General features: G+C 28.9%; 16 protein-coding genes and 1 pseudogene. 10 read left to right on the top strand and 7 right to left on the bottom strand.

Annotated features, from left to right (window positions below):
• The first annotated feature begins 74 nt into the window (after window positions 1-74).
• The 4 genes and pseudogenes from N5A56_RS12715 to N5A56_RS12700 all read left to right on the top strand — a co-directional run bounded on the left by N5A56_RS12715 (window position 75) and on the right by N5A56_RS12700 (window position 3,487).
• Window positions 75-656 carry a HupE/UreJ family protein gene (locus N5A56_RS12715; protein ID WP_265725779.1) on the top strand — a complete coding sequence of 194 codons (582 nt, stop codon included), beginning with the start codon at window positions 75-77 and terminating at the stop codon, window positions 654-656.
• A 62-nt stretch (window positions 657-718) separates the two neighbouring features.
• Window positions 719-1,144, top strand: a complete 426-nt coding sequence (locus N5A56_RS12710) for a deoxycytidylate deaminase (RefSeq protein WP_265725778.1) — start codon at window positions 719-721, stop codon at window positions 1,142-1,144.
• Window positions 1,137-2,711, top strand: a complete 1,575-nt coding sequence (locus tag N5A56_RS12705) for a S41 family peptidase (protein ID WP_265725777.1) — start codon at window positions 1,137-1,139, stop codon at window positions 2,709-2,711. The genes N5A56_RS12710 and N5A56_RS12705 overlap by 8 nt, the downstream gene beginning before the upstream one ends.
• A gap of 15 nt (window positions 2,712-2,726) precedes the next feature.
• A pseudogene (locus tag N5A56_RS12700) lies at window positions 2,727-3,487 on the top strand (UDP-2,3-diacylglucosamine diphosphatase).
• On the opposite strand, the gene N5A56_RS12695 reads toward N5A56_RS12700, so the two are convergent.
• The 7 genes from N5A56_RS12695 to N5A56_RS12665 form a co-directional block, all read right to left on the bottom strand.
• Entirely contained in the window at window positions 3,484-4,017 is a 534-nt protein-coding gene (locus N5A56_RS12695; RefSeq protein ID WP_265725775.1) for a GNAT family N-acetyltransferase, read from the bottom strand. The pseudogene N5A56_RS12700 and the gene N5A56_RS12695 sit on opposite strands and share 4 nt — an antisense overlap.
• Before the next feature lie 69 nt (window positions 4,018-4,086).
• Window positions 4,087-6,726, bottom strand: coding sequence for a TonB-dependent receptor (locus N5A56_RS12690; RefSeq protein WP_265725774.1), 2,640 nt, complete (start codon window positions 6,724-6,726; stop codon window positions 4,087-4,089).
• A gap of 353 nt (window positions 6,727-7,079) precedes the next feature.
• Window positions 7,080-9,626: a TonB-dependent receptor gene (locus N5A56_RS12685; protein ID WP_420793208.1), complete on the bottom strand. Its 2,547-nt coding sequence runs from the start codon at window positions 9,624-9,626 to the stop codon at window positions 7,080-7,082.
• 412 nt (window positions 9,627-10,038) lie between these two features.
• A complete protein-coding gene (locus tag N5A56_RS12680; protein WP_274270456.1) occupies window positions 10,039-10,713 on the bottom strand; it encodes a FecR family protein in 675 nt (224 codons plus the stop codon).
• On the bottom strand, window positions 10,661-11,026 hold the full coding sequence (locus N5A56_RS12675) for a hypothetical protein (protein WP_274270455.1): 366 nt from the start codon (window positions 11,024-11,026) through the stop codon (window positions 10,661-10,663). The genes N5A56_RS12680 and N5A56_RS12675 overlap by 53 nt, the downstream gene beginning before the upstream one ends.
• Before the next feature lie 74 nt (window positions 11,027-11,100).
• The gene (locus N5A56_RS12670) at window positions 11,101-11,394 is read right to left on the bottom strand and encodes an RNA polymerase sigma factor (RefSeq protein ID WP_274270454.1); all 294 of its coding nucleotides are present in this window, start codon (window positions 11,392-11,394) and stop codon (window positions 11,101-11,103) included.
• Window positions 11,391-11,720, bottom strand: coding sequence for an RNA polymerase sigma factor (locus N5A56_RS12665; protein WP_274270453.1), 330 nt, complete (start codon window positions 11,718-11,720; stop codon window positions 11,391-11,393). Before N5A56_RS12665 ends, N5A56_RS12670 begins: the two co-directional genes overlap by 4 nt.
• Window positions 11,721-11,803: 83 nt before the next feature.
• Between N5A56_RS12665 and N5A56_RS12660 the strand changes: the two genes are divergently transcribed.
• The 6 genes from N5A56_RS12660 (at window position 11,804) to N5A56_RS12635 (ending at window position 17,594) form a co-directional block, all read left to right on the top strand.
• Entirely contained in the window at window positions 11,804-12,793 is a 990-nt protein-coding gene (locus N5A56_RS12660) for an AAA family ATPase (protein WP_265725771.1), read from the top strand.
• Window positions 12,794-12,913: 120 nt separating this feature from the next.
• Window positions 12,914-13,783: a DUF58 domain-containing protein gene (locus N5A56_RS12655; protein ID WP_265725770.1), complete on the top strand. Its 870-nt coding sequence runs from the start codon at window positions 12,914-12,916 to the stop codon at window positions 13,781-13,783.
• 6 nt (window positions 13,784-13,789) lie between these two features.
• On the top strand, window positions 13,790-14,704 hold the full coding sequence (locus N5A56_RS12650) for a hypothetical protein (RefSeq protein WP_265725769.1): 915 nt from the start codon (window positions 13,790-13,792) through the stop codon (window positions 14,702-14,704).
• Window positions 14,691-15,698, top strand: a complete 1,008-nt coding sequence (locus N5A56_RS12645; protein ID WP_265726150.1) for a vWA domain-containing protein — start codon at window positions 14,691-14,693, stop codon at window positions 15,696-15,698. Before N5A56_RS12650 ends, N5A56_RS12645 begins: the two co-directional genes overlap by 14 nt.
• Window positions 15,699-16,745, top strand: coding sequence for a vWA domain-containing protein (locus N5A56_RS12640; protein WP_265725768.1), 1,047 nt, complete (start codon window positions 15,699-15,701; stop codon window positions 16,743-16,745). It abuts the gene before it with no gap.
• A 3-nt stretch (window positions 16,746-16,748) separates the two neighbouring features.
• Entirely contained in the window at window positions 16,749-17,594 is an 846-nt protein-coding gene (locus N5A56_RS12635; protein ID WP_265725767.1) for a tetratricopeptide repeat protein, read from the top strand.
• The last annotated feature ends 20 nt before the right edge of the window (window positions 17,595-17,614 follow it).

Raw genomic sequence — 17,614 nt, 5'->3', positions numbered from 1 at the left:
TTAAAATAAAACGTCAAATTTGTCATGAATTTGACGTTTTATTGTTTTTTAGAAAGTTATTAAATTAGATTAATATGAGTGATTTTGTATTGTATTTTAAAATGGGGTTAAACCATGTTTTGGATTTTTCTGCTTATGATCATATTTTATTTTTGATTGTTCTTGCGGTAGTTTTCAATTTTAAACAATGGAGAAAAGTATTATGGTTGGTAACCTTATTTACAATAGGGCATTCTGTTACTTTGGCTTTATCTGCTTATAGCGTTTTAAGTATAAGAATGGATTTGATCGAATTTTTAATACCGTTAACTATTTTTATAACAGGAGTAATTAATATTATTACTTCTAATAAAAAAGCGAAAGAGACTGAGAATATTAACTTAATTTTTGCTTTGTTTTTTGGTTTAATTCATGGCTTAGGTTTTTCAAACTATTTTAAAATGATGATTGGCCAAGAAGAAGAAAAACTTTACCCTTTGGTGGAGTTCGCTTTAGGTATAGAAATGGCTCAAGTTATTATTGTTTTAGCTATTTTAATTCTTGGAAGAATTTTCTTAAATATTAAAAGTATTACTAGAAAACATTGGATTATTTTTTGCTCATCTATTGTTATATTGATTTCTATGAAAATGATGTTTGAGCGCATCTTTTGGTAATAAATAAAAATTCGCTTATGAATTGGACGTTAAACTTATAATTCTTTTTTAAATTCGTTTTTATGACAGAGAAAAAACAGTTAAAATATGATAAAGCTTATTTAAAAATGGCTTTAGAATGGGGGAAATTATCACATTGTAAGAGAAAGCAGGTTGGTGCTTTAATTGTAAAGGATAGAATGATAATTTCTGATGGGTTTAACGGAACACCAACAGGTTTTGATAATTGTTGTGAAGATGATGAAGGAGTAACTAAGTGGGAGGTTTTACATGCTGAAGCTAATGCAATATTAAAGGTAGCATCATCTACACAATCTGCAAAAAATGCTACATTATACATAACTTTATCACCCTGTACTCAATGCAGTAAGTTAATTCATCAAGCAGGTATTAAACGTGTAGTTTACGCTAAAAATTATAGAGATACATCTGGGATCGATTTTTTAGAAAAAGCAGGTGTAGAATTAAAACATTTACCATATGAATAAAAATAACTTACCTATTTATTTTTCTTTTGCCGTTGTTTTAGGTATTATCATGGGTGTTTTCTTTAGTGGTAATTCTAATAATTTATTTTCCTTTTTTAATACTGGTGGATCAAAAGAACAAAAAATAAAAAAACTCATTAATTTTATTGAAAAAGATTATGTTGATGATGTAAATACAGATAATTTACTAGACGGAGCAATTACTCAAATGCTTGGTAAACTAGATCCACACTCTGTATATATACCAAAAGAAAACTTACAAGCAGTTACAGAGAATATGCAAGGTAACTTTGTTGGTATTGGTGTACAATTTAGAATGATAAAAGATTCTATAACTGTAGTTCAGCCAATAAAAGGAGGGCCGAGTATAAAAGCAGGTATTTTAGCTGGAGATAGAATTTTAATGGCAAATAAAGATACTTTGTATGGTAAAGATTATAGAAGTCGCTCAGTACCTAAGTATTTAAAGGGTAAGCCAAATACTAATGTTGCACTACAAATTTATAGAAAAAGTAATGACTCTTTATTTACTGTAAATATTACTCGTGGAAAAGTAAATATTAAAAGTGTTGATTTAGCATATATGTTAAATGATTCTATTGGTTATATTAAATTAGATCGTTTTGCACGTAATACCTATTCTGAGTTTAAATTATCTCTAAATGATTTAATTGAAGACGGAATGACAGATTTAGTACTTGATTTACGTGGAAACGGTGGTGGATTTATAGATATTGCAAATAGAATTATCGATGAATTTTTAGAGGATAAAAAACTAATGGTTTTTACTAAAAATAATAAAGAACAAGTAGATGAGTTTTTTGCTACTTCAATAGGTTCTTTTGAAAAAGGAGGCTTATACGTTTTAATAGACGAAAATTCTGCTTCTGCTTCAGAAATTGTAGCAGGTGCATTACAGGATAACGATAAAGGAATTATAGTTGGTAGACGTTCATTTGGTAAGGGTTTAGTGCAAATAGAAATGGATTTAGGAGATGGGTCTGCCGTTCGTTTAACTACTGCTCGTTATTATACTCCAACAGGACGTTCTATTCAGAAACCTTATTCTAAAAACGGAAACAAGAATTATAGAAAAGATTACGAGAATAGAGTAAATAATGGTGAATTATTAAATAGAGATAGCATTAAAGTAATCGATTCTTTAAAATTTAAAACTCCAAAAGGAAAAATTGTTTATGGTGGAGGTGGTATTATTCCTGATTTTTTTGTAGCAATAGATACTACATCTTATATGTCGAGTTTTTATTTTAATTCTGTAAATAATTTTGCTTTTGATTATGTAGACGGAAAAAGAAAAGAATTATCTAATTGGAATATTAATGATTTTGTTAATGATTTTGATACAGATGAAATTGTTTTAGACTCCTATTTATCTAAGATTAAAGATAGAATTACACCATCATTTAAAACTAAAGAAAGTATCAAGAAATATTTATATGCTTCTATAGCTAATGTGCTTTTTGGAGATGTTGGGTTTTATCGTATAATTCATAAAGATGATAAAATGCTACAAAAAGTGTTAGAATTGGAAACTAATCAAGAATAGCTTTTCTTTGTAAGAATGATTAAGATAACTACTACTCAAAATAAGAAAGTTTATTTTGCTTCAGATCAGCACCTAGGAGCGCCAACCCAAGAAACTAGTTTTCCAAGAGAAAAAAATTTGTTGCTTGGTTAGATGAAATAAAAAAAGATGCAGAAGCAATTTTTTTATTGGGAGATCTGTTTGATTTTTGGTTTGAATACAAAACAGTTGTGCCTAAAGGATTTGTTAGGGTTTTAGGAAAATTAGCTGAAATTAAAGATTCAGGAATCCCAATTTATTTCTTTGTTGGAAATCATGATCTTTGGATGGATGATTATTTTGAAAAAGAATTAAACATACCAGTTTATCATGAACCGCAAGAATTTATTATCAATAATAAAAAGTTTTTAATTGGCCATGGAGACGGCTTGGGACCAGGAGATAAAGGTTATAAACGAATGAAGAAAGTGTTTACATTTCCTTTGTTTAAATGGATGTTTAGATGGTTTCACCCAGATTTAGGAGTAAAGTTGGGGCAATATATGTCTGTAAAAAATAAAATGATATCGGGAGATGAAGATGCTAAGTATTTAGGTGATGAAAATGAATGGTTAGTTCAATATTGTAAAAAGAAACTTATAGAAAAGCATTATGATTATTTTGTATTTGGTCATAGACATTTACCATTAGAAATTGTATTGCAAAAGAATAGTATATACATAAATCTTGGAGATTGGATTCAATATTTTACTTTTGGAGAATTTAATGAACAATCATTTTCATTAAAAAAATATTAAGTTTTTAAAGTTATAATTCGCCAGTTTTTTTCTTTTACACAATAGTCTTGTAATTTTTTAAACCCTACGGCTTTATGAGCCTCTAAAGAGCGAATATTATTTACATCAATTTCTGTAATTATCATATTAAAATGATCTTTACATACATTGGTTTTCATAAATTGATAAAGTCCTTTAAATATGCCCTTTTTTCTAAATTTTTTATCAATACAAATTTGCCCCATAACAATATATTTTTTTTCAGAAACGCTTTTAGAAATTTCAATAAACATTGGCTTTAAGACTTCTATTTCTGAGGCAAAATTTTTAGTCATAGACAAAGCATAACCAACGACTTTGTTGTTGTGTATTGCAATTGTATGCGGACACTCATTATTCATATCTTTAAGCATTACTAAAGAATGTTTTACGGTAAGAAAACCTTGTTCAGTTTTTTCTTTATCCGAAAGGTTTTCTGGTAAATTATTTTTTTGAAGCGCTATTATTTGTTCTAATTCTTTATTTGAAGTAGCTTGTAAATAAGTAATCATGATTTAATTGAAATATAAAAGAGCAGCTATATAGCTGCTCTTAAATGTTTGCGAACTTTTAATATTTAATTAGAATTGAACGTTTATTCCAATACTATAATTAGTTCCTAATTGTCCTAATTGTTGTACTTCTGAAGAGTATAAAAATCTAGATCCTGCTTGAGCAGTACCTGTAGAAGCTTTAGTTACATCTGGATATACATCAAATAGATTGTTAATGTTAGCGTTAAATGTAATCATATCTGTTAACTTGTATCCAAAACCTAAATCTGTAGATACCTTAGCAGATAAAACTTGATCTGTACTTCCTTCAGGTGCTGTAACAGTTACTTCACCAAAACGAGTGTTGTTAAATGAAACATCCCATTTATCAGTTACATAGTTTAACCCTAAAATCATTTTAGATTTTGGTCTAGAGTTAGTGATTAAACCTTGTTCTTGTCTGTCAAAAATATCATAACCTGCATCAGCTATAATCTTAGGTGTATTAATTGCATCAATAGTAGTTTTATTAAAGTTGGCAGCAAAACTAGCATGTAGTTTTCCACTTTCTCCCATTTCTATATTCCTATAGTTTAAAACTACATCAGCTCCTGTTGTTTTAGTATCACCAGCATTAATAAATACTTGTACTGCAACAACTCCATTGTCTTCTAAAATCTGCTCTACAGGATTTGTTGTATTTGGATCAGAATCAGAACCAATTTGAGAAGAAAATAATACTCTATCATCTACATTAATTTGGTAAAAATCTATAGAAGCAGAAAAATTTCTATCAAATTTATATGTTAAACCTGCAGACAGGTTTTTAGAGATTTCATGTGTTAAGCTAGGAACTCCTAAAGCTTGTACAGCAGGATTGTCGTTTGCTAAAGTACCTTGTAGCAATGGCTCATTTGAACCTGCAACGATAATATACTGACTTAATGTAATGTGAGTTTGGTGTAATGTTGGTGCTCTAAAACCAGTACTGTAAGAGGCTCTAATAGCTCCATTTTCACCTAATTTATAACGTCCATTTGCTTTCCAAGAAAAGTTAGATCCTGCATCAGTAAAGTTTTCATATCTACCAGCTAATCCTAATAATAATGCATCATTTACATCATATTCTAATTGAGAAAATAATGCAAAGTTATTTCTACTCCATTTTCCAGCTTCTTCTGGTTTAATACCTGCAAAAGAATCTGAACCTGCACCATAGTAAGATAATGGATTTCCTTCAATTGCTTTAAAACTCTCTTGTTTAAACTCAGTTCCAAAAGCCAAACCAACTTGATCAGATAATTGTGTATTTACATCAAAATTATACACAACGTTAGTAAATCTATATCCTCCAGGATTAAAAGATCTAGGAGAAGTTCCATGATCTGCTAAATAATCTCTATTTACAGAGTTGTTTACGTTTACATCTACATCATTAGAACCGTATGTAACACTTGCATCTGCATTCCATCCATCTGCTAATTGAAACTTAATTCCTGCAGCATTTATATGGTCGTTAATTTTAGTTTCAAAAGTTGGTTGGTAGCCAATAAAATCTTCTGGATCTCTTGTAATAAAGTTAGAACCAGCTACATCACCTCTCCAATATGGTGCTCTATAATAGGCAAAACTTTGCCCATTTCTAGTTGTATAACCATGAAAAGAGTAAATAGTTGCATTTTCACCAAGAGGATGCTCCATGTTAACAAAAAAGTCTTTCTTTTCCATTTCTGGTTGTCCAACAGTCATACCAGCTCTAGGGTTGGCTGCTAACCAATTAAGATCTCTAGTAGAAGGGTTGCTTCCTATGTCTGAAACAGGAACTAAACCAGCTCTGTTAGTTGTGGCTTGTTTGTAGTAACCTAAAGTAATATTTACAAAACCACCTTCTCCAAAGTTAAAAGCAGTATTAAAATCAGAAGAAAGGTTAAATCCATCATGTTCAGAAGTTATACCAGCTTTTGATGTAAAAGTAGAATACTCAACATTCTTTTTTAAGATAATGTTCATTACCCCAGCAATGGCATCAGAACCATATATTGCAGATGCTCCGTCTCTTAAAACTTCAACTCTTTCAATTGCTGCTGTTGGTATACTTTTTAAATCTACACCAACTTCACCTTTACCAGGAGTTCTATTTAAATAAACTTGAGCACTTTGGTTTTTACGTTTACCGTTAATTAATACTAACGTTCTACTTGGTCCTAAACCTCTTAAATCTGCTGGATCGTAATGTGCAGTTGCATCAGAAATTGCTTGATTTTGTGAGTTAAAAGAAGGAACCTTAAAAGTTAACATTCTATCTAAAGTAGGTTTTCCACTTTTTTGTAATTCAGCTACATTAATATTATCAATTGGCACTGGAGAGTCTAGAATAGTTCTAGGTTTTGTTCTGTTACCTGTAACCACAATCTCGTCTAAAGCTTCACTACCTTCTTGTAAAGTAATGTTTAAGTAAGAACTGTCTTTTACATTTACTCGCTTTGTTTTGTATCCTATAGAAGATACAACTAATGTTGCAGGTAAACTTTTAACAGTAATGTTAAACTCCCCATTATCATCAGAAGTTGTTCCATTAGCAGTTCCTTTTACTAAAATGTTAATGTAAGGTAAAGCTTCTCCAGAAGCATCTTTTACTTTTCCCTTAATAGTTTGTGCAACCATTGTTAGAGGTAGCATAAATAGAAAAGAAAACATCAATGATTTTAAAATGTTTTTTTGTTTCATATTGATTCAAGTTTTAGTTATTAATAAAACAAATATTACTGTTTTAATCTTAAAACACAAATTAATCAATCAAAATCATAAATATTTACTTTTTAAAATACGATTATGATAACTATGTAAGGTTTTTATTATTAATAATTAGTAATACTAGTTTCGTTTTTTTGTTTAAAAATGCTACTAGAAAAAGTAGCATTTTTCAATTCAAATATTTGTTTTAAATAAAACACGTAAAATTAATTTTTGCCTATTTGCAAAAGCCGATTTATTATATAAGACAAGAAAAGAAAAAGTATACCCTAAATAAATCATTTATTTTTAATAAAACAATTAAAATAATATTAAGTCTTTAAATATTACAAGCTTAAGTTTAGTTTTGTGTAGTAAAATGAGCCATTTGTTCCCATTTGTGTAGCATCCCATAAACCACCACTATCTGTAAAACTATTTTGCTTTGTAGGGTAAATGTTAAATAAGTTGTTTGCTCCTATTTGAAAATTTAAAGATTTATTAAATTGATAGCTAAAATGTAAGTCTGTAGTAATTTTTGGTTTATAATTATCTATGGAGGCTTCTAATCTTTCTGATTCAGAATTATTAAAATTGTTTAAGTCTTTATGAATTTGCCAATCAATTAATTTTATTTTACTAAAATGAGTAAAACTTAATGAGGATTTTAATTTATTTATTTTATGATTAATACTAAAATTAAATTTACTATTAGGAGCAGAAGCTAATAAAAATTGCTGATCTCTAGTGCCAAAAAAAGTTTCTTTATCTAGCATTTTATTTTTAATTTCTGTAATCTTCATGTGATTTATATTTCCTGAAAGGTCAAAAGAGAGATAACTGTTTTCAAATTCTTTTTTCCAATTTAAAACCACATCAATTCCTGTTGTTTTAGTATCTACACCATTTGCAAAAAATTGAACATTATCTACTCCAAAACCAAGAGATGAAGCATCGAAATTACCACTTAAAATAATACGATCTATAACAGATACAAAATAAGTATCTATAGTGGCATTAAAGTTAGAACTAAGTTTTGCTGTAAATCCTAAACTAAAATTCCTGGCTTTTTCTTCTTTTAATTGGTCAATATCAAAAGATCTAGCAATAGGATTATTATTGGCAATTAATAAAGATTCTGTAGGTGTATTGCCTATAAAATTAGTAAAAGTTAAATTGTAATAGATTTGCGCTAAAGAAGGGGCTCTAAACCCAGTACTAAAAGAACTACGAAGGTTAAATTTTGGACTTATTTTGTATCTTGAAGCTAACTTGTAATTAAGTGTACTTCCAAAATCGCTATAATATTCATAACGTAGTGCAGCTCCAATCATAAATTTTTTTGTAAAATCTATTTCAGTGTCTGCATATATTCCTAAATTAGATCTATTTCTATTTACTTCATTTTCTTTTGAATACCCAGGAAAACCTTGTGATCCTCCTGGTCTTATTTGTCCGTTATAAGTCTTATAATCAGAAATTGGTGTTTGGGAAGTTATTATATTTCCGTTTATATCGTAAGCTGCATAAGAAGCCTCTTCTCCTGCAAAAATCTTATATTTATCTAAACGATATTCTAAACCTAAGGCTATATTAAAGCCATAAGATTTAGTTTTAAAGTATTTTGAAAAATCGATACTTGTAGTATTTTGTATTAATTGATGTCCGCCTGCATCAAAGTCTGTTGGGGATTTTTCTTCTAAAGTAGCATTTAACGTGTTTTTAATAAAATAATGAAAATTGTTTCTTCCAAGAGTGTTATTTATGTCAATATTCCATTCTTTAAATTCGGCTATCATACCTATTGAGAGAGAATTGTCTAAAATGTTTGATGTTATAAGTGGGTTAAAGCCGTTGGCATATATTTCTAATACATTTCTTTCGCTAAAAGGATCTCTAGTAAAAGCATAAGCTTCTGTATTTTTGTAATTAAAACCACCATTAGCATATATTTTTGTATTGTCGTGTATTGGAATTTCTGAGTTAAAGAAAAAACTCACATTCTTTATTGCTGCTTGTCCAAATTTTTCTCGATGAACCGTACCTGGTCTAGTAGTGTTATTAGAAGACATTGCTTCTGTCGTAAAATTAATAAATCCATTTTTAGCAATTTTTGCACCATAATTTAATGCTAGTTTATAAGTAAAACCATCAATTTTATTTGGTAAAAAACGATTAGGACTTGCATTGTTAAATCCTATGGTAGAATTCACATTTAATTCATCGTCTGCATCTTTTAAAACTATATTTATAACACCTGCAATAGCGTCAGACCCATATTGTGCAGAGGCACCATCTCTTAACAGTTCTATTCTTTTTATGGCGGAAATAGGAATGGCATTTAAATCTGTACCAGAGTTGCCTCTTCCTCTCGTTCCATATAAATTTATTAAGGAGGCCTGATGTCTTCTTTTTCCGTTGATAAGAACTAGAGTTTGATCTGGACCTAAGCCTCTAATCGTTGCAGGATCTATGTGATCTGCTCCATCTGCTCCAGATTGTTTAGTAGCGTTAAAAGAAGGAATTACGTATTGCAAAAATTGATTGATTTCTACTTGACTACTTTTTGAAGCTGTTTTTTCAATATCTATAAAATCTATGGCTACAGGAGTATCATTAGCAACTCTATTTTTATTTCTAGATCCTAAAACCAGTACTTCTTCTAGTTCTTGACCAGAAGTTAGAGTAATTGTGTGAAAAGTATTAGGAGAAAGTTGCAGTATTTTAGAATTATGACCAATAAAACTAAATGTTATATTATTATCTGAACCAATTTCGAAGTTAAAGGTGCCATCAGAATTGGTAGTTGTACCTAGTAAGGATTTGGTGTCTTGTAAAGTAGCATTGCTTAATGGAATGTTTTCAGAACTTAAAACAATTCCTTTTACAGTAATCTTTTTGCTATTAAAAGTGCTATCGTTATATGTTAAGTACTTTTTACTATTTTGTTCTTTTTCTAAAATAGATTTTCTATGAATGTTTTTTTTGGAGTAAATTACATAATAGTTATTGCCTAAATCATCAAAATTAAATGGAGTAAGCTTTTGTAATAAAGAGATAGATTCTTTTAGGGTTAAATTAATAAACCCTTCTTTTTCAATTATTTTATTTGAAAGTAAATTAGCACTATAGGTGAAAAATATTTTATGTTCGTTACTAATTTGATCTAAAAGCGTAGTAAGAGGAACTCTTTTTTTATCTGATTTTGAGCTACAGTTGTTTGAAAAGTATAGGTTACAAAAACAAGTAATAGTATAAATTTTATGAACCCTAATTTTTGAAACATTTACTGTTTTAAAGTTAAACTTACTTTTTACTGATAATTAAACTATTTTCTTCTTTTGTAATAGTTACATCCACAGATTTCTCAATAGCTTTTATACAAATATCAATGTTAGTGGTAGGAACAGCTCCTGTAATTAAAGTATTTTTACTAATATCGTCATTAAAAATTATAGAATAACCATAAGACTCTTCTATTTTTTCCATTGCTTTTTCTAAAGACAATTTTTCAAATATTAACGAACCGTTTTTCCAAGAAGTTTTAAGAGTTGCGTTATAAACATTAATGTCTTCTAAGATTTTATTTTTTTCAGCAGAGTATGAAATATAGTTGCCAGGTATCATTTTTTTGTCTGTTCCATTTTTAAGCTTTAGCCAAATATTTCCTTCTTCTAAGAATACATCTGTTTTTTTCTTTTTTGAGTTTACATTAAAAGAAGTACCATAAACTTCAACTGATAAATCATCAGTTATTACCCAAAACTTTGCATTTGTTGCAATTTTTTTATCAACGTCAAAAAAAGCTTCACCAGTTAGCCATAATTTTCTGCTTTCATTTTTATAATAAGATACACTAGAGTTTGAGTTTAAAGTAACATCACTACCATCTTGTAGCTTTATATTTAAAATTTCTCCATAACTAGTTTTATGAGTAACTAAAGTATTGGAATTTATAAAATAAAAGCTTAATGTTATCAATAAAAGAACAGATGCTGCTGCGCTTATTTGTTTTAAGTGTCGAAGCTTTCTTTTTGGAGTGTTTTTTTGCTTTAATTTTTGTTTCTAATTTATTCCATTCGAAGGCAACTTTTTCTTTACCAACAAATTCTTTATTAAAAGAAATACCTAAAACAAGATCTTTAGCTTTATACACTAATTCTTCTTTTTCGGGATTATTAGCAATCCAAAATTCCCAAAAATTTATGTCTGTACCATTATTTTGTTGCGTCCAATTTTTAAAAGAAGAATCTTCTAAAAAATCGTTAATGGTGTTGTATTCTTTCTTAATCATTCTAAATAAATATCTCGTATATATTTATATAAGAGTTTTTTGTGTTTTTTATACTCTTAATATTATGTTAAAGCTTAATTGTTAAATAATTTTATAATTGAAATTTCTTCTTTTAAATTATTTATGGCCTTGTGTAACGTGTTTACTACACTTTGATAGTTAATATCCATTATTTCTGAAATCTCTTTAGCTTTTAATCCGCTGTAATATTTTAAATAAATTGCTTCTTTTTGTCTTTTGGGTAATTTGTTTAATAATTTAGAAAGGTTTTTATTTTTAAATCTTTCGGTTTCTTGATATGTCATTAATTCTTCTGCCGAAAACTGAATGTCTACGAAATTTTCTGTTGAAAAATCTGTTTGTTTCAATTTTTCATTTTTTTCATTACTCTTAATAAAAAACGTTTGTAAGATGTAAATAAATAAGGAGCAATGGAGTCTAGGTCACTTAAATTCTCTCTATGTTCATAAACATACAGGAAAAAGTCTTGTAAACTATCTTCTGTTACAGCATTGTTTTTTGATATTTTTAAACCATAACTATGTAATTTTGGGTAGTAACTTTCAAAAAGTACAGAAAATGCTTTTAGGTCACCCTCCTTTAAAGATTTCCATATAAATCTATCAGTTAATTTTTCCATATAAAATATTAGGTGTAAAATAATCTCTAAAAGTAATAAAAAATAAGGAATCATCTTTAACCTTCTTTTAACAACAATAATTTTGTTAATATTGTAGCTTTGTTTTCAGAAAAATTAATAATAAATTATTACAGATAATGGATGTAGATGTTAGAGCTATTAACGAGAAAATTGAAAGGGAGAGTGCTTTTATAGATATTCTTACTTTAGAAATGAATAAAGTAATTGTTGGTCAAAAACAAATGATAGAAAGTTTGTTAATTGGCTTAATAGGAAATGGTCATATTCTTTTAGAAGGTGTTCCTGGTTTAGCAAAAACACTAGCAATTAACACGTTATCTAAAGCTGTGCAAGCAAGTTTTAGTAGAGTTCAGTTTACACCCGATTTATTACCTGCAGATGTTGTTGGAACCATGATTTACAACATGAAAGAAAACAATTTCGAAATTAAAAAAGGGCCTATTTTTGCAAATTTTGTTTTAGCAGATGAGATTAATAGAGCACCTGCAAAAGTTCAATCGGCTTTATTAGAAGCAATGCAAGAACGCCAAATTACTATTGGTGATACTACTTTTAAGTTAGATGAGCCTTTTTTAGTTATGGCAACTCAAAACCCAGTAGAGCAAGAAGGAACCTATCCTTTACCTGAAGCGCAGGTAGATAGATTTATGTTAAAGGTAGTTATTGATTACCCAAAATTACAAGACGAACAAATTATTATGCGTCAGAATTTATCTGGCGGATTCGGAAAAGTAAATCCTGTTGTTTCTGTAGATCAAATTATAAAGGCAAGAGAAGTTGCAAACGAGGTTTATATGGATGAAAAAATTGAGAAATATATTCTTGATATCATTTTTGCCACTCGTTACCCAGAAAAATACAATTTACCACAATTAAAAGATTTAATAAGTTTTGGAGCTTCGCCACGTGGAAGTATAAATCTTGCAAAAGCAGCAAAATGTTATGCTTTTATTAAACGTAGAGGTTATGTAATTCCAGAAGATGTTAGAGCAGTTGTTTTTGATATTTTACGCCACAGAATTGGTATAACTTATGAAGCTGAAGCAGAAAACGTAACATCTGTAGATATTATTAATTCTATTATTAACGAGATTGAAGTACCTTAAATGAGTTCGCAGTAAAAACAGTAGCAGTAGGCAGTTGCTTACTCATACTGAATACTAATTTAAAAAATTAACAGTCTGCTTATAACTGAAAACTGCGACTGAATACTGTTTACTAAAAAGATGGAAACTAAAGAAATACTTAAAAAAGTTCGTAAAATAGAAATTAAGACAAAACGGTTGTCTAATGATATTTTTGGAGGTGAATACCATTCATCCTTTAAAGGACGTGGTATGATTTTTTCTGAAGTAAGACAATACCAGTTTGGAGATGATGTAAGAGCAATTGATTGGAATGTTACTGCTCGTTATAACGAACCATATATTAAAGTTTTTGAAGAAGAACGTGAGCTTACCATGATGTTAATGGTAGATGTTTCTGGTTCAGAATCATTTGGTACATCTACACAATTTAAAAAAGATACAGTTACAGAAGTTGCGGCTACTTTAGCTTTTTCTGCTACTCAAAACAACGATAAAGTTGGTTTAATTTTATTTTCTGATGATGTAGAGTTATTTATTCCTCCTAAAAAAGGAAAAAGTCATGTTTTAAGAATCATTAGAGAATTAATAGAGTTTAAGCCAAAAAGTAAAAAAACAGATATTTCTATGGCTCTAAAATTTTTATCTAGTGTGATGAAAAAAAGAGCAATTGTATTTATGTTGTCAGATTTTATGGACGACGATTATGAAAAAACCTTAAAAATTGCTGCTAAAAAGCACGATTTAACAGGTGTTAGAATTTATGATAAGCATGATGAGGAAATTCCTAATTTAGGAATGGTACAAATGGTAGACTCAGAAACAGGAACGGTTCAGTTGGTAAATACATCATCAAAAAATATTAGAAGAAATTATAAAGCAAATGCTTTAAGGTTAACAGATTATTACCTTAATACGTTTAAAAGAGGAGGCGCTGGTACCATAAATACAAGAGTAGATGAAAGCTACGTAAAAAAATTATTAGGATATTTTAAACATAAAGGGAGATAATTAGAAATGAGAAAATACATTTTACATATTTTTTTATTAGTAACAGCTTTTTCTTTTGGTCAAAATCCAATGGTAAAGGCACAAATTGAAACTTCGCAAATTAGAATTGGAGAACAATTTAGTTTAAGAATTTCAGTAAATGAAACTAACGATGTAATTCTGCCTAAGTTAGAATTAAAAGGGTTAGAAGCGATAGATTCTGCTAGAATAGATACAGTTAATAATATGCTAATTCAAAAGTATGTTTTAACAGGTTTTGATAGTGGAGCATTCTACATACCAAGACAGCAAGTTTTTGTAAAAAATCAAGCTTATTTAACAGATTCATTACTGGTAAATGTTGCTACAATAGCTATAGATACTACAAAAGTAAAGAAGTTTCCTATTAAAACTATTAAAGCAGAACCTTACACTATAGATGATTTTATCATTTACATTTATATTCTTATCGCTGCTTTGGCAATTATAGGTTTCTGGATTTATTGGTTTGTTATTAGAAAACGAAAAATTGAAGAAGAAGAACCAACGTATATTGCTTTAAAACCTTATGATGAAGCTATTTATAAGTTAAATGAGTTAGATGAAAAACTATTATGGCAAAATAATAAAGTAAAAGAATACTATAGTGAGTTAACAGAAATTATACGTGGTTATATAGAACGTGAGTTAAAAGTACCTGCATTAGAAAAAACTACAGACGAAATTCTAGAAACGTTAAATGATTTTAATGATGCAGAATCTATAGATACTTCTAAAGAAACCCTTAAAAAATTAAAAAAGCTATTACAAGAAGCAGATTTAGTAAAGTTTGCAAAATCTAAACCATTAGCTTTAGAAATAGAAGAAGACAGAAAAGATGCTGAATTAGTAATTCATAATCTAAAACCTAAACAAGTAATAGCAGATGATGAATTGGAGTAATTTCGAATTTCTAAATCCAGAGTTTTTATGGCTGCTAATTTTAATACCATTATTAGCAATTTGGCATTTTTTTATGCGTAAAAAAGATGTTGCTGCTTTAACCATACCAAGTGTAAAAGGTTTTAAAGTAAATGCATCAATTTTATCAAAAATAAAACCAATATTATATCTTTTAAGATTACTTGCTTTAGCTGCAATAATAGTTGCCTTAGCAAGACCTAGAAATGTTTCTGTTAGTAAAAGAACTAAAACAAATAAAGGTATAGATATTGTTATGGCTATAGATGTTTCTGCAAGTATGTTGGCTAGAGATTTAAAGCCAAATAGATTAGAAGCACTAAAAAAAGTAGCTGTAGATTTTGTTGATAGAAGACCAAATGATAGAATAGGAATTGTAGTTTATGCAGGAGAAAGTTTTACACAAACACCAATAACTAGTGATAAATCTATTGTAAAACGTACCATTTCTGAATTAAAATGGGGACAATTAGAAGGTGGAACTGCAATTGGTATGGGTTTAGGTTCTGGTGTAAACAGACTAAAAGAAAGTAAAGCAAAAAGTAAAGTTATTATTTTACTTACCGACGGTGTAAATAATTCTGGTAATATAGACCCTAGAACAGCAACTGAGTTGGCTAAAGAATTGGGTATAAAAGTGTATACAATTGGTATTGGTACAAACGGGATGGCAGATTTTCCGTGGAGTAAAAATCCAAGAACGGGTCAATTAAACTTTAGAAAACAACAAGTAGAAATAGACGAAAAACTGTTAGAAGAAATAGCATCTGAAACTAACGGAAAATATTTTAGAGCCACAGATAACACATCATTAAAAGAAATTTATGATGAAATTGATAAGTTAGAAAAAACAAAAATAGAAGAATTCAAATATTATAATTATCAAGAAATGTATAGACCTTTAGTCTTTCTTGCACTTGGTTTATTATTACTAGAATTTTTATTAAGAAATACTTTATTTAAGAGTTTTATATAAATGTACAAATTAGAAGAACCAATTTATTTTTATTTACTTGCCATTGTTCCGGCAATGATTGTTATTTTTCTATTGGTTTTATGGTGGAAAAAAAGAGCACAACGTAAATTTTCTAATCTAGATTTATTAAAAAGATTAGCACCAAACTCATCAACATTTAAATCAACTTTAAAATTGATTATGTTGTTGTTGGGAGTTTCTTTTTTGGTAATTTCTTTAGTAAACCCAAAAATGGGTTCTAAATTAAAAACGGTAAAAAGAGAAGGTGTAGATGTTGTTTTTGCTTTAGATGTTTCTAAAAGTATGCTTGCAGAAGATATTGCTCCCAACCGATTAGAAAAAGCAAAGCAAATTATCTCTAAAATTATAGATAAATTAGGCAGCGATAGAGTTGGGGTAATTATATATGCAGGAAATGCATATCCGCTTTTACCAATAACAACAGATCATGCAGCTGCTAATATGTTTTTGCAGAATGCAAATCCAGATATGGTTTCTAGTCAAGGAACAGCAATAAATGAAGCTTTAGAGTTAGCTAAAACATATTACAATAATGATGAGCAAACAAATCGTTTTTTAGTAATAATTTCCGATGGAGAAGATCATCAAGAAGAAACAAAACAAGTAGCTCAAAATTTAGCTAACGAAGGAGTGAAAATTTATACAATTGGTGTAGGTACAGAAAAAGGTGGGCCTATTCCAATGCGTGTAAGCGGTTCTATGATTGGCTATAAAAAAGATAATAAAGGAGAAACTGTAATAACAAAGCTTAAACCTAAAGTTTTAGCAGGAATAGCAGATGCAGCAGATGGTGTATATATTGATGGTAATGTTACCAAAAAACCAGTAAAACAAATTTCTGAAATTATTTCTAACGCTCAGAAAACTGAGTTTGAAACTAAGCAATTTTCAGATTACAAAGATCAATTTCAGTGGTTTTTGGCAATTGCAATTCTATTTTTATTATTAGATGTTTTCTTATTCGAAAAGAAAACAAAATGGCTAAGAAAAGTTGATTTGTTTAATGAAGAAAAAGCAAAAAAATAAAAAATGAAACTTTTACAAAACCTATTAATTATATGCTTGATGTTACTTTCATCATCAACAGCTCTTGCGCAAAAAGACTCTATCGCTTTGCAACGTAAGGCAAGAAAAATGGTGAGACAAGGTAATGAGTTATATCAGCAAAAAAAATATGCAGATGCCTCTGTATCTTACAGAAAAGCATTAGATAAAAGTTCTTATTATGATAAAGCTAGTTATAATTTAGGAAATGCTTTGTACGAGAGTAAAAACTTTAAAGAAGCAGCACCACAATTTGAATTATCAGCTAAAACAGCAACAGATAAATCTACAAAAGCAGAAGCTTATCATAATTTAGGAAATTCTTTGATGGAAACTAAAAACTATCAAGGTGCGGTAGATGCATTTAAAAATTCTTTAAGAAACAATCCTAATGATGATGAGACTAGATACAATTTAGCTGTTGCAAAAGATAAATTAAAGAAAGAAAAGCAAAAAAATAAAGACGACAAGAACAAGGATAATAAAGATAAAAAAGACAAAGACAATAAAAATAAAGACAAGGAAAAAGATAAGAAGGAAGGTGATGATGACAAGAAGAAGAAAGAAGGTGATGATGACAAAGAAAAGAAAGACGAAAAAGATAAGGATAAAGATGGTAAAGGAGATAAAGAACAGGATAAAAAACAAGATCCTAAAAAAGATGATAAGAAAGATCAAAAGCAAAAACCTAAGCCACAACAAGGAAAGATGTCTCCTCAACAAATTAAGCAACTGTTAGAAAGCTTAAATAATGAGGAAAAAAAGACTCAAAAGAAAATGAACGCTAAAAAAGCGAAAGGTAAAAAAGTAAAACAAGAAAAAGATTGGTAAATTTGCACTTTTATGAAGAT

The organism is Polaribacter ponticola (assembly GCF_026191475.2).
Lineage (GTDB): Bacteria > Bacteroidota > Bacteroidia > Flavobacteriales > Flavobacteriaceae > Polaribacter > Polaribacter ponticola.
Note: the sequence above shows the minus strand (reverse complement) of the source record. Positions and strands in the feature narration are given on the sequence as shown.